The sequence below is a fragment of the Granulicella arctica genome, from assembly GCF_025685605.1.
Taxonomy (GTDB): Bacteria; Acidobacteriota; Terriglobia; order Terriglobales; family Acidobacteriaceae; genus Edaphobacter; species Edaphobacter arcticus.
Genome location: NZ_JAGTUT010000001.1, coordinates 3,656,449 through 3,669,398, shown reverse-complemented (window position 1 = coordinate 3,669,398; position 12,950 = coordinate 3,656,449). Strand labels below are relative to the sequence as shown.

The window sequence follows — 12,950 nt, the reverse complement described above, 5'->3', positions numbered from 1 at the left end:
GGAGACAGGTCCACATCTAAGTCCAATGTTATGAAGACTTTCGGACTTATGGAAAAACAAATCTCTCGCTAGGTCTCCTTGGTCTGTACCCCGACCGCCACGACAAAGTAGCTCGCCGTTGTGGTCCCGACATTCTTCAACCCATGCATTACGTTTGAGGCCGTAAACATACATCCCCAACGCTTACCGGCTCCGGAATGCCATCGTTGATAAAGGAAAGCTGCCCCTCGCGAATCAGCAGGAACTCGCTATGGCTATGCTTGTGCGGGGGATGCGGCATCTGCCCCGCCGGAAGCAGCGTCTCGTGCACCTCAACGAACTCCCCCGTAGGCAGCGTCCCCGAAAGCACCTGCCGCCCGCTCCCGCCATTCGCATAGTTCTTCACCGGCAGCGCGCTGTACTTGTAGACCACCGACTTCGATAGCTTGCCATCCGCCCCTGCCGCAGGACCAGCCTGCGCCTCGGCCATCATAGAGCCCATCGCCGCAAACGCGGAGAGAGCCACACACAGATCACGACGGTTCATAGTTGTCATGCGAGACATACTATCCGACCCGAACTATATCGGTCACCTTCACCCTGTACCCTGAAACAGACCATGCATCTCACCGACTCCCACTGCCACCTCGACGACTATGAAGACCTCCATGCCGTCCTCACCCGAGCCCGTGACGCCGGGGTCCAGACCCTCCTCGCCATCGGCATAGGCGACGGCCCCGACACCATGCACCGGGCGTTAGACATCGCAAGGCAGCACGACTGGATCTACGCCAGCGCCGGCATCCACCCCCAGGAGGCCGCGAATGCCACCCCCGAAGCCCTCGCCAAACTAGCCGCCCTGGCCGAAGACCCACGCTGCATCGCCATCGGCGAGATCGGCCTCGACTACTATCACGCCGCCAACCCCGACATCCCCACCCAGCAGGCCGCCTTCATCGCCCAGTTAGCCATCGCCGCTGCTGCCCGCAAACCCATCCTTATCCACTGCCGCACCTCAGAGCTTGCCCGGCCAGAAGCCAGGGAGAAGTACGGCACAGCCGACGCCTGGGAAGACCTCCTGGACCTGCTCGCCAAGCACTGGCCGGTACAGGGGCCCGGCGGCATCATGCACTGCTTCTCCGGCACTCCCGACCAGGCGCAGCGCTCCCTCGCCGCCAACTTCCACCTCTCGTTCGCAGGGAACCTAACCTACCCCCGCTCCACCGATCTCCGCGAAGCAGCAGTTGCCGCCCCACCTGATCGCATCCTCGTTGAGACCGACGCACCCTTCCTCGCGCCAATCCCGCACCGCGGCAAGCAGAATGAACCCGCCCTCGTCACCCATACCGCCGCCTACCTCGCCAACCTGCGCGGCATCTCAACAGAACAACTTGCAGCAGTGACCACCGAGAACTTCAAACGCCTCTTCGACCTGCAATAATAGAGAGCGACAGCAGTACACAAGGAATCTATGGCATCCGATAACAGCTTCGACGTAGTCAGCAAAGTAGACCTTCAGGAAGTCAAGAACGCCATCGAGCAGGCCTCGAAGGAGGTTCACGCCCGCTTCGACCTCAAGGACTCCAAGTCCAAGATCGAACTCGAGGGAACCGAGACCATCCAGCTTGCCTCACAGGACGAGTACAAACTCGAAGCCGTCAAGGAGATCCTCTCGCAGAAGCTTGTGAAGCGTGGCGTCTCGCTCAAGAATCTTGAGTACGAAAAGCTCGAGCCAGCTTCAAACTCCTCCGTCCGCCAGAAGATCAAGCTCGTTCAGGGCATCCCCTCCGAGAAGGCGAAGATCATCGTAGCCGCCATCAAGGACTCCAAGAAGAAGGCGCAGGCCAGCATCCAGGGCGACACCGTACGCGTCGTCAGCAAGGATCGCGACGTCTTGCAGGAGGTCATGGCGCTTCTTCGCGGCAAGGACATCGGCGTCGAACTACAGTTCGTCAACTTCCGCTCTACCTAGCTCTTATTTCCGCGCCACGCCATGAAAGTCTCAGGACTTTCATGGCCCACGCGATCCTCTGCCTGCAGGCCGTCCATCATCCATCCGATTCTCCACCCTGATAGTCTGATTAACGAGTGAGCACGATCTCCATCGCGACTGCCAAAGAGGTGTTCGACTTGCTACGCGACGACCTCGCTGCCATTGAGCAGGAGTTCGCCAGCCAGTCCGCTTCCGAAGTCGAGGTCGTCACCGATATTGCCCGCTATCTTATGGCGGGCGGCGGCAAACGAATTCGTCCCCTTCTTCTCCTGCTCAGCTCGAAGGCGTTAGGCTGCACCGCCCACTCCCGCATCCGACTCGGCGCAGTCGTGGAGATGCTTCACACCGCCACTCTAGTGCACGACGACATCATCGACGAGGCGGACACGCGCCGCGGTCGCCCTTCCTCGAACACCACCTGGGGTAATGCTAAGTGTGTCCTGGCAGGCGACTGGCTGTACATGCAGGCCTTCTCTACCGCGCTTGAAGAGCGCAACTTCCGCGTCCTGGACCTTCTCATCTCGCTAACGCAGCAGATGGTCGAAGGCGAACTCCTCCAGATGCAAAAGCTCGGCCACCTCATCAATGAGGAAGAGTACTTCGACCTCATCTTCCGCAAGACTGCCTGCCTCTTCAAGGTCTCCATGCAGTTGGGGGCAGCCATCACCTCTGGCAGCGAGTCGTATGACCAGACTCTCGGCGAATACGGCCGCAATCTCGGCCTGGCCTTCCAGATCGTCGACGACGTGCTCGACCTGACTGCTTCAGAAGACGTTCTAGGCAAACCGGTCGCCTCAGACCTACGCGAAGGGAAAGCCACCCTCGCCGTGATCCATGCGCTTGAGCGTGGCACCGGGGCCGACCGCGAAGCCATCCGAACCGTCCTCGCAGACCGCAGCTTTACCCACGTCTCACATACGCAGATTCTAGAGATCCTGAATCGCCACGCCTCCATTGAATACGCGATGGATACCGCCTGCGCCTACGCCGAAGCAGCCCGCCTCTCGATAGCCGACCTGCCCGATACGGATGCGAAGCGAGCCCTGCTCTGGGTCCCGGGCTTCGTCACCAGCCGCGACCGCTAAGCGACAGTATTAGTGCGGCGCATGAGCGCAGTAGTTCTACTCCTCGTCCTGCCCCGGATTGAACGGCTCGTCATCGTCATCTTCATCGACCCGCTCCTCTGCCACCACCAGGTCGGCTACGCGGATACCCTTGCTCTCCGGCTCAAGCAACACTTGGATCCGTCCCTCCGCTGCCTCCAGTTCCGCTTTGCAGGAGTTTGATAGCCCCACGCCTTCCTCAAACAACCGCACGGAGTCCTCAAGCGAGAGCTCTCCTCGCTCCAATCGCTCCACCACCGTCTCCAACGCTGCTAATCGCTCTTCAAAGCTCGCCACTAAGCACCCTCCACTAATCCAAGCACCTGCGCGGCCGCGGCGTACTTCCCGAACGGTGCACTCACCTGAACACCCTGCACCATACCCCGAACCTCGGCAAGCATCTCCTTAGCGATCGTCACTCCCTCTGCGCGCGACGCCTCAGGCGTAGTCATCGCCCCCATCCGCGACATGATCTCGTCCGGCATGCTGACTCGAAGATCGTTCTTCATGAACTCCGCGTTCCGCAGACTCGTCAGCGGCCAGATGCCCGCGATCACCGGCACCCGGAAGGCCTCCACGCGCCGCAGAAACTCCTCCAGCAGACGCAGGTCGAACACTGGCTGCGTAATCGCGAACTCGGCACCGGCCTCCACCTTGAACGCAAAGCGCCGTATCTCATTCTCAATGTCCGGCACTCCCGGATTTGCAGCCACCGAGATCGTAAATCCTGTCGATTCCCCAATCGAGTTTTTCCCGATATCGAGACCGTAGTTCAAATTCCGCACAATGTTCACAAGGCCGATCGCATCGACGTCGAAGACCGCCGTGGCATCTGGATAGTTCCCCAGCTTTGGCGGATCGCCCGTCAGGCAGAGTACATTCTTCAGCCCGATGGACGATGCGCCCAGAAGATCGCTCTGCATACTCAGCACGTTCCGATCACGGCATGTGTAATGCAGGATCGTCTCAATGCCGACATGCTGCTGGATCTGCACGCACATGCTCTGCGCGCTCATTCGCGCACTGGCCCTTGGCGAATCCGGCACGTTAATCGCATCGACTCCGAGAGCATGCAACTGCGCCGCTCCGGCAATCTCTTTGGAACAATCGATGCCTTTCGGCGGAACAATCTCGACCATCGTCACAAACTCACGCTGCGCGATCTTTCTGCCGATCTTCGAGCGTTCTTCCAGTGGCGGTGGCTCCACCTTGCTCGCCTTCGGAACTCCATTCGATTGCGACACGACGCTGACGGCGCTCTCCTGGGCGTCCATAGCGCGAAGGGCACTTCGCATTGCTCGTGTATCGCTTGGCGTCGTGCCACAGCACCCGCCGATAAAGGTCACTCCTGCGCGTACAAATCGCCGCGCGAAGCTGGCCATATATTCCGGCGAAGACATGTAAATCATGCGCCCATCCACGGCACGCGGAATTCCTGCATTCGGCATAGCCGCCAACGGCAGATGGGTCGCACTGCGCATCCGCTCAATGACGCTCAACACCGTCGCAGGACCTGCGCTGCAGTTGCATCCGACCGCATTCGCGCCCCACTCCGTCATCCTGGCCGCGGCTGTCTCCGCCGTCGTGCCGTCGAGACAGTTTCCATCCTCATCAACGGTCACCATCACCACCAGCGGCACGCCGGGAGCCTCGCTCCGCGCTGCCCGGATCGCCTGCTCCGCTTCTGCCATCGACGTCATGGTCTCGACGATCAGCAGGTCTGCTCCGACGCCCGGCCCACCCTCGACCAATGCCTTCACCTGGTCCGAAAAGGCTGCGAACGCCTCATCGAGACCGGTCTTCCCCAGCGGCTCCAGCCGAATGCCAAGCGGCCCGATCGCTCCTGCGACAAATGCGTCCGAAGCCTGCTTTTCGCGCATCGCCTCGACACACTCCCGCGCCAGACGCACGCCGGCCACATTGATCTCGTGCACCCGATCCGCGAGCCCATAGCGCTCCAGCCGGAACCGGTTACCGCCAAAGGTATTCGTCTCAATCACCTCTGCGCCTGCCTGGAGATACTCCTGGTGGACACCGCGCACCATCTCCGGCTGCGAAAGGTTCAGTTCGTCATAGCAGCGATTGATGAACACGCCGTGGCTATACAGCATCGTTCCCATGGCGCCATCGCATAAGACCGTTCGTCGGGCTACCGCAGTGCTCTCGTCGTTCGTATCCGCTATGCGAAACAATTGATCAATTCCAGTAATGCCCGTTCCCACGTAAACCCTTCCCCGCCGCTCATCCGCGCACTCCGCGTGGCCCGGCACATCCCTTCCATCCTATGCCACACACGGGCCGCCCACCCAGCAACCTGCAGTCCTTTGGTATACTCGGCACAAGCAAACGCTATAAGAACGCCGCATCACAGGTTGGAGTTGTTCACGTTGAAGAATCGAAGTCTCTCTGGCCTGTTGTTCGGCAAATCGCAGTCAAATGAACTGCCGTCCACCACGTCAGCACCCCGGAAGAAGTCGCTCGGGAAGTACGCACTCTGCGGCCTTCTGATCGCAGTTGCCACCCTCGGCCTCACCGCCTGTGGCCCCTACTACTACAAGTTCCCCGTCTTTCCCTTCGCGAATCGTCCTATCCCGCCCAGCAAGCTTGCGGAACGGGTCATGATCTCCGTGGGTAATGTCGGAGCCGGCGGAACCGGCGGCGCGCTCGCAATTGTCGACGCACTGCGCGACATCCGCAGCAACGTTGAAAATACGGTGACCAGCTTCTCGATCTCCGGCTTCAGTTCGGGATCGCCGCTACAGATCATCAGCTTTCCTGAAGAGACCCGAGGCTACGTCTATAGCAGCGCGGGTAATGGTGCCCTCAACATCGTCAACTACAGCACCGAGGCCGTCACCGGGTCCGCCGGCACCTTTCCGGCTCCTTCCTCCTCGCTGGCGATTCCGACAGACTTCGTTCGCTATTTCTCCGCAGAGGAGAACACCGGGCAGTTGGTCATCCTCGACAACTCAACAGCCAAGGCCTACGCGCTAAACCTCCCGAACGTCTACCAGGTCTACGCCAACGTAGGCGATACGGTTGCGCTCGCCATGGTGCGCAACTCAGACACTCTTTATCAGACCGTCAAACTCAACGCGAACCAGTACCTGACCGCAGCTGCGGCCGACCTGCCTGCCTCACAGGGTGGCATCGGGGCGGTCGATTGCCAGCCGCTCAATCTGCCCGTCTACTGCGTCGTCCCCGTCCCCGGCAACTATGATCGCCCGATCGGCGCTTACTTCTCGCTTGATGGCACCACAGCCTACATCCTGAACTGTGGTCCCGAGTGCGGTGGCAGAGTAGCCAGCGTGACCCTCATGGCTCAGGGCGCTCTCAACATCAATAACGTCGCAACCAGCACTTCCATCGCTACTGCCTTCATCGCCAACGTGCCTGTACCCGGCGGGGTGACGACCGCGATCTCCGATGGCAGTACGCTCTACGTTGCCGGCCAGCAGCTTATGCCTGACGGACTCTTCGCAGGCAATCTCAGTACGATCTCGCTTGCTACGAACGCGATCACTGCGAAGTATTCCATCTCCGATGGCAACCACACCAAGCTGCTCTTCGCCGATGACAACACCCTATGGATCGGTTCGCAGTTCTGCGCCACCGGCGAGCGCGCCAAGCTCAGTCAGAACTACAACTGCCTCACGCGCTTCGACTTAAGCGCCAAGACCGCCGCTGTTCTACCGGCTGTTACTCCCGGGGGCACAGCGACAGTCCCCTTCCCAAACACCAACCTGAACCCCTACTACTACGGCGACCTTACAGGCATCTGCTGGGTTCAGACCTTTCACAAGGTCTACACAGCCTACGGTGGACAGGTCCACGTCTTCAACACGGCAACCGGCGCGGAGATCGATAACTCACTCGTCACCGTTCAGGGCACAGCTCTCGACGTAGCTTATCTGGATGCCCAGACGAACGGCGCCAACTAGCCTGCTCCAACAACTTAATCGCAAGATCCCCTTCTCGTAGCCGTATCGCGACAAGGGGTTTTTTGTGTGAGTACACTGAAGCCAATGACTGTCGACATCCTGGCAATAGCCGCCCACCGCGACGACGTAGAACAGACCTGCGGGGGCACCCTCCTCGCCATGCAGTCGAAAGGCCACACTACTGGCATACTCGATCTTACCCAGGGTGAATCGGGCACACGCGGTACCGCCGCTGAACGCGCCGCCGAGGCCGAGACAGCAGCAGCAATCCTCAAGGTTGCTCACCGTGAGGCCCTTGACCTACCTGATGGGAACGTCCAGAACACCCTTGAAAACCGACTCAAAGTAGCCGACGTACTGCGGCGCCTTCGTCCGCGAGTTGTGATCCTTCCCTATTGGCAGGGCCGCCATCCCGACCACTACACTGCAGCCACTCTCGGTTATGAAGCCTGCTTCGTCAGCGGCCTTGCGAAGATCCAGACACCCTGCGGCAGTCCGCCTCACCGCCCCTTTAAGATCCTCTATGCCAGCCTCTATGCAGACGTCCGCCCTACCTTCATCGTCGACATCACACCCTTCGCCGAGCAGCGCCTTCAGTCCCTGATGGCTTATTCATCGCAGTATGCTACCCAGGCCCAGGGCAGCAGCCTTTTCGCCGCTGAGGAGACGATCCGCGAGGCTACCTTCGCCACCGCCCGCCACTACGGACTCATGGCGGGTGTTCGCTACGCAGAGCCCTTCGTTCAAAAAGAGATTGGCCTTGTAGACGACCTCATGATGCTCCCCGTAGCCTCGATTTAGACGTCTGCAGCCACCGCAGCGAGCCGCCCACGTACGAACGCCACAACCTCCGGCCCGACATAGATCGGCGGCATCATCGCGAACACTGGCGTCCCCTCCAGCAGCCGCAGGGACACCCCCTTCCACGTAGGCCGCCCCAGCTCTCCCTCCGGCAACAGCACGCCGTCTGCACGGTCCAGAAATAGCTTCGCCGAATCCTTGAAGTCCGCTGTCGCCGGATCGAGCACGCTCAGGTAAACGTCTGGCCGCAGAAACCGCAAAATACTATTCGACTCAACGATCGCATTCTCAGTCGCCGCCAGTTCCTTGCGAATGCGCGGCATTGCTTCGGCCAATTGCCCTTGCCGCGTCCTCACCCAGAACGACTTTACTGCTCCCGCCTCAAGATAGCGCGCGGAGTCCGTCCCTGACAGCGCATCGCGCTCCTCACTGACCGCAATCGTATGCTCCGCCGTTTCGCAGTCGCACGGCTCCCCATTTGCCGAGCACACTCCATGGCCAAACTGCGTGATCTTGAACGCGGTCCACCGCATCTCGGGCAGGGCGCGGATGATCCCGGCCACAACGCTCGTCTTGCCGATGTTTCGTGTACTACCGCCCACCACTACAATTGCCATGCATCCAGCCTAGTCCTTTGGAGATCGTCCGTCGCGCAGCCTCGCCAATGCGCTAAAACTTGCCAGACCCCGCAGGTAGTCCTTCAGGGGACGCGCAGGGCGCCCCCAGAATACCTTGCCCGCTCCCGCCATCTTCTTCCCGCTGAGCACACCAGCCCCCCCACCGAGGATGACGCCCTTACCCACTGTCGCATGCTCCCCGATGCCGACTTGCCCTCCCAGGATCGCTCCATCCTCCACAACACTCGATCCGGAGATGCCCGTTTGCGCCGCGATAATCACATCCTCACCGATCCGGCAGTTATGCCCCACGTGCACTAGATTGTCGATCTTCGTCCCCCGCCCAATCCGTGTCTCCGCCAGCGCTCCACGATCGATCGTCGTGTTCGCACCGATTTCAACGTCGTCCTCGATCACCAGCGTTCCCTGCTGCGGAAAAAGCAGGTACCTTCCGGTCTGCTGATCCCGCGCATATCCAAACCCTGTCGAGCCCAGGACCGCTCCAGCCTGGACCACCACCCGGTTCCCAAGCACTGATCCCGCATAGATCGTCACCCGCGCCCCGATCGAGCACTCCTCGCCAAGCTCCACACCATCGCCGATGACTACATGCGGACCCACTGTCGTACCCGCCCCCACGACGACGCCGTCGCCGATCACCGCCGTTGCGTGCACGCCACTTGCAATCTTTGCGCGTAAGCATCTCCCAGCTAAAGCGAACGCATACCGTGCATCCTGCACCAACAGCACACGCCGGTCGTCCGGTTTAGCACCGCCAAAAAGTTGTGCGGAAGCCAGGATTGACCCCGCATGGGAGGCCAGCGCCGCCTCTAATGCAGCCACCTCCGTGGCAAAGACTGCGGCGTCCTCCGTAGCGTCCTGCGGCCGTGACACACGCACGATCTCGCCACCGCCGAGACCATCAGCATCCGCCCCAACCAAGTTAGCCAATTCAGCAAACGTCATCGTCTTTCACCCTGCCCGTTCCATGTCTAATAGATCCGATCAGTCCCAACAGGCCGGGTCTTCCACCGCCGGTGCATCCACAACCACTGCTCCGGATACTGACGCACATACCTCTCGATTACCGCCGTAAAGAGTGCTGTGTTGGCTAGAGCATCCGCTTCGTTGTCGTCCGAACGCTGCAGGGCCAACTCCTCACCAAAGCGCAGGACATACTGCTGCTCACTCTCTTCATAAAGGAGAAAGCCGGGTACCACCGCCGCTCCCGTCTTTGACGCCACTCGCGCCAGCCCCGATGCCGTACAAGCCTCCACGCCAAAGAACGGCACGAACACGCCCTGAGGTGGAGTCATGTTTGTATCCATCAGAATACCTACGGTTTCGCCAGCCCTCATCGACGCAATCAAGCCACGCGCAAAGTCATCCTTGTGGATGACCCGATTTCCATGAAGACACCGTATCCGGTTTACGAATCTGTCCACCAGGGGGTTATCGAGTCTTCGGATCACCAGACCCATCGGGTAGTCTTTCAGCGAATGATAGAAGCTCGATAGCTCCCACGCTCCAAGATGTCCGGTAAGAACAAGCACCCCCTTGCCTCGCGCCCGCGCGCCAAGATAATGTTCAAGCCCGTCATAGCGAATAAAGCCGCTCGCCTCATCGCTCGAATACTTCGCCATCTGGCAGAACTCCGCCAGCAACCACCCCAGATTGCGGTATACCGAAGCGAGAATACGATTCCGCTTCGCCTCAGGTAACTCGGGCAGGGCAAGTTCTAAATTCCTGAGCCCAACTTCTCGGAGACGTCCCAGCCGCCTAAATGCAAATTTTCCAATCGAAGCACCTATACCTCGAGCGGTCGCCCGAGGTAAAACTTTCAGCGATTGCACCACAATCCAAACTAAGGCGAACTCGAGCAGTTGCCGAATGGTTGCCTTCTGCTCTGATTGTGGTCTGGGGCTCAAGCCCCTAGTCTATCTCTACTTTGAAGGACTGCTTTTCAGGCGTATGGAGCGCACAATACAAAAGGAGCAGCCCAAGGGCCGCTCCTTTCGCACAACAACAATCGGCTACCTCTACTGAGCATCCTTCGACGTGACGAAGGCGTGTGCAACCGTGCGAACGAAGGGAATAGCAGCAGGCGGCGTAGCCTTGTTACCCTTCAGGATCGTCTCGAACGGAACATCCGCGCCGTAGATGGTGCGTGTATCGTCCTGATTCTGCGAGAGCACGGTGCCATCGAGATCGATACCGGCAAACAAGCCCTTGCTGCGTGAGTAGGTAAGGAACTCAGCATTTAGCTTCCAGTCGGTACCAGCCTGCGCGTTACGGCCAACCGGACCGGCCGATGCCGCAGCGTCGCCACCAATCTTGAACTTGTTCTTCAGCATGTCAGACAAACCATTCTGATTCATCGCAACCAGAATCAGATCGGTCGACTGCCCGCCAATCTGGAAGCCAAAACTTCCACCAGCCAGCTGCACAAACACTGGCGCACTCCAGCCTTTAGGAGTACGGCACGTCGCAACACCCTGGCCATACTGGCCGCCCACAACAAACGCACCCTTCTTAAAGCTTGGAATCACCACCACGCAGGAAGCGCCAGCAAGGATGCTGGTGGGAATGCCCTTATCAGGGGTCGCCATAACTTCTTTCACGACAGCTTGCGCATTGCTCAAGCGCTCACTTAGCTTTGCTGCATCGTCGGCCGCATGTGCCGCAACTGAAGAAGCAGCGAAGGCGAACACACATGCAAGTGCTGAAATCTTTTTCATCGGAGTAAAACCTCTCATAAGTTGAAACATGGGTGCAGGGCGCTCTTCCGCCTACTACCGTCACAAATTGTCTGACGTGCCTACCCTTAGAGTTGGTTGCACGATTCGACGATAAAAGTGGCACGCATGTACGTTGGAAGCTGGGCACTAAGTGTTGTGTTTTCGGTGGGGTAAGGGAAAAAATGGGGGTTATACGATGGCTACTGGATACCAGCGCCTCTCCTATATCCCCCTCTCCCAGGTCTGTGTTGCTGATCTAATGTGACTCTTTCATGCAGTTTCCGCAACGGTACTCACGTCTGCTACCAAAGGTAATAATTTTGTTAACTATTTGATAAACATAAAAAGAGATAAATGGCTGAATTAGTGAGTTTGCTGGTTCGAGCTCAAATAGTGCATCGTTAATGCAGTACGATTTCCCACACCGACCTTCCGCATCAAGCGGCTGATGTGTGCTTTGACTGTCCCTTCGTCGATTCCGAGCATCATCGCGATGTCACGGTTAGGACGGCCCTCGATCAGTAGATTCAGTACCTGACCCTCGCGGTCGGTGAATCGCGACTCGGAGTGAGTGGAGGCAGCAGCCGCAGGCACACTTGAGCCTGCCTCGATCAAACGCGCAAGCACCTTACGTGGCGCCCAGATCGAGCCGTCCCGCACCACCTCGATGCACAAGCGAATGTCGCTCTCTCGTGCGTCGTGCGAAAGATAGCCCTTGGCACCCGCGCCAATCACCCGCTGGATGAACTCCTGATCACTCGCGCGTCCCAGCACAATCAGTCGCAAGTCAGGCCGATTCCGCCGAAATGTGGCGAGCAACTCAAAAAGCTGGGGAGCACTATCCGCGTCAATCAGCAGCAACGAGAGTTCAAACGAATGCAGTGCACCCGGAACACTCAGGGAGACGACCTTTGACTCAGCCTGTTCCGACAGAATGACCTGTAGTCCAAGGATCCGTAGGGGATCGCTCGCCACCAATCCAACGAGTTGATTTGCTTCCTGCATCATGCGCTCCGTCAACCTTTGCCACATTCAGATGCGATAAAGGGCCCGGTCGAAGGTACCTGTGATTAATGCTCGGAAGTCTAGGGATAACTATAACTTCGGCAACACTATCCCCTGCTGGTGTTGATACTTTCCCTTACGATCTGCGTAACTGACTTCACAAATTTCGTCCGATTGAAAGAATAATATCTGACATAAGCCCTCATTTGCATAGATTTTTGCGGGCAAAGGTGTCGTATTTGAAATTTCTAAAGTAACAAAACCTTCCCATTCGGGCTCAAAAGGTGTGACATTAACGATGATTCCACATCGTGCATAAGTTGACTTTCCAACACAAATCGTCAATACATCACGTGGAATCTTGAAGTATTCAACAGAACGAGCCAGCGCGAACGAGTTTGGCGGAACAATGACGCTCTCCGCAACTACGGTTACGAAAGATCGCTCATCGAAGTTCTTGGGATCAATAATCGCACTGTTTACATTCGTAAAAATCTTAAATTCGTCCGAAACGCGAAGGTCATACCCATATGAGGAAAGACCGTAGGAGATCACTCCGTCTTTCACCTGCTTCTCGCTAAACGGCGAGATCATGCCCTTCTCTATAGCCTGTTGCCGAATCCAACGGTCACTCTTGATTGCCATCTCGTCCCACCACGTCTAAAATTCTCCTAAGTAGTGGCAACGGAAACTGTTACATACGTTCGTTGACATTCTGCAGGAGTGTTTCTAAGATCACAGCTATCAGTATTGCTGGCAGATGTATCTCGTAA

At 58.2% G+C, this 12,950-nt stretch carries 14 protein-coding genes; 5 read left to right on the top strand and 9 right to left on the bottom strand.

All coding sequences use genetic code 11. The annotated features are described in order from the left end of the window. Nucleotides 1-148 precede the first annotated feature (148 nt). Nucleotides 149-535, bottom strand: a complete 387-nt coding sequence (locus tag OHL20_RS15670) for a cupin domain-containing protein (RefSeq protein WP_263384113.1) — start codon at nucleotides 533-535, stop codon at nucleotides 149-151. Nucleotides 536-598: 63 nt separating this feature from the next. On the opposite strand from OHL20_RS15670, the gene OHL20_RS15665 reads away from it, so the two are divergent. The 3 genes from OHL20_RS15665 (at nucleotide 599) to OHL20_RS15655 (ending at nucleotide 3,057) form a co-directional block, all read left to right on the top strand. After that, nucleotides 599-1,420 carry a TatD family hydrolase gene (locus OHL20_RS15665; RefSeq protein ID WP_263384112.1) on the top strand — a complete coding sequence of 274 codons (822 nt, stop codon included), beginning with the start codon at nucleotides 599-601 and terminating at the stop codon, nucleotides 1,418-1,420. 30 nt (nucleotides 1,421-1,450) lie between these two features. Beyond that, nucleotides 1,451-1,951 carry a YajQ family cyclic di-GMP-binding protein gene (locus tag OHL20_RS15660; RefSeq protein ID WP_263384111.1) on the top strand — a complete coding sequence of 167 codons (501 nt, stop codon included), beginning with the start codon at nucleotides 1,451-1,453 and terminating at the stop codon, nucleotides 1,949-1,951. A 116-nt stretch (nucleotides 1,952-2,067) separates the two neighbouring features. Further along, nucleotides 2,068-3,057, top strand: coding sequence for a polyprenyl synthetase family protein (locus OHL20_RS15655; RefSeq protein WP_263384110.1), 990 nt, complete (start codon nucleotides 2,068-2,070; stop codon nucleotides 3,055-3,057). 36 nt (nucleotides 3,058-3,093) lie between these two features. On the opposite strand, the gene xseB is transcribed toward OHL20_RS15655, so the two are convergent. Together xseB and OHL20_RS15645 are read right to left on the bottom strand one after the other, a co-directional pair. Then, nucleotides 3,094-3,372 (bottom strand): exodeoxyribonuclease VII small subunit, encoded by a 279-nt coding sequence (gene xseB, locus OHL20_RS15650; protein WP_263384109.1) that lies wholly within the window; start codon nucleotides 3,370-3,372, stop codon nucleotides 3,094-3,096. Further along, a complete protein-coding gene (locus OHL20_RS15645) occupies nucleotides 3,372-5,258 on the bottom strand; it encodes a bifunctional homocysteine S-methyltransferase/methylenetetrahydrofolate reductase (RefSeq protein WP_449555758.1) in 1,887 nt (628 codons plus the stop codon). Before OHL20_RS15645 ends, xseB begins: the two co-directional genes overlap by 1 nt. Before the next feature lie 204 nt (nucleotides 5,259-5,462). Between OHL20_RS15645 and OHL20_RS15640 the strand changes: the two genes are divergently transcribed. Beyond that, a complete protein-coding gene (locus tag OHL20_RS15640; protein ID WP_263384108.1) occupies nucleotides 5,463-7,016 on the top strand; it encodes a hypothetical protein in 1,554 nt (517 codons plus the stop codon). Between the two features lie 84 nt (nucleotides 7,017-7,100). Beyond that, the gene (gene bshB1, locus OHL20_RS15635) at nucleotides 7,101-7,817 is read left to right on the top strand and encodes a bacillithiol biosynthesis deacetylase BshB1 (protein ID WP_263385024.1); all 717 of its coding nucleotides are present in this window, start codon (nucleotides 7,101-7,103) and stop codon (nucleotides 7,815-7,817) included. On the opposite strand, the gene OHL20_RS15630 is transcribed toward bshB1, so the two are convergent. The 6 genes from OHL20_RS15630 to dcd form a co-directional block, all read right to left on the bottom strand. Continuing rightward, nucleotides 7,814-8,434, bottom strand: coding sequence for a hypothetical protein (locus OHL20_RS15630; RefSeq protein WP_263384107.1), 621 nt, complete (start codon nucleotides 8,432-8,434; stop codon nucleotides 7,814-7,816). The two genes, bshB1 and OHL20_RS15630, sit on opposite strands and share 4 nt — an antisense overlap. A gap of 9 nt (nucleotides 8,435-8,443) precedes the next feature. After that, the gene (locus OHL20_RS15625; RefSeq protein ID WP_263384106.1) at nucleotides 8,444-9,400 is read right to left on the bottom strand and encodes a UDP-3-O-(3-hydroxymyristoyl)glucosamine N-acyltransferase; all 957 of its coding nucleotides are present in this window, start codon (nucleotides 9,398-9,400) and stop codon (nucleotides 8,444-8,446) included. Nucleotides 9,401-9,426: 26 nt separating this feature from the next. Continuing rightward, on the bottom strand, nucleotides 9,427-10,362 hold the full coding sequence (locus OHL20_RS15620; RefSeq protein ID WP_317890962.1) for a lysophospholipid acyltransferase family protein: 936 nt from the start codon (nucleotides 10,360-10,362) through the stop codon (nucleotides 9,427-9,429). Nucleotides 10,363-10,473: 111 nt separating this feature from the next. Continuing rightward, nucleotides 10,474-11,172 (bottom strand): lipid-binding SYLF domain-containing protein, encoded by a 699-nt coding sequence (locus OHL20_RS15615; RefSeq protein WP_263384105.1) that lies wholly within the window; start codon nucleotides 11,170-11,172, stop codon nucleotides 10,474-10,476. 363 nt (nucleotides 11,173-11,535) lie between these two features. Beyond that, the gene (locus OHL20_RS15610; protein ID WP_263384104.1) at nucleotides 11,536-12,180 is read right to left on the bottom strand and encodes a response regulator transcription factor; all 645 of its coding nucleotides are present in this window, start codon (nucleotides 12,178-12,180) and stop codon (nucleotides 11,536-11,538) included. Between the two features lie 87 nt (nucleotides 12,181-12,267). Continuing rightward, nucleotides 12,268-12,822 carry a dCTP deaminase gene (gene dcd, locus OHL20_RS15605; RefSeq protein WP_263384103.1) on the bottom strand — a complete coding sequence of 185 codons (555 nt, stop codon included), beginning with the start codon at nucleotides 12,820-12,822 and terminating at the stop codon, nucleotides 12,268-12,270. Nucleotides 12,823-12,950 lie beyond the last annotated feature (128 nt).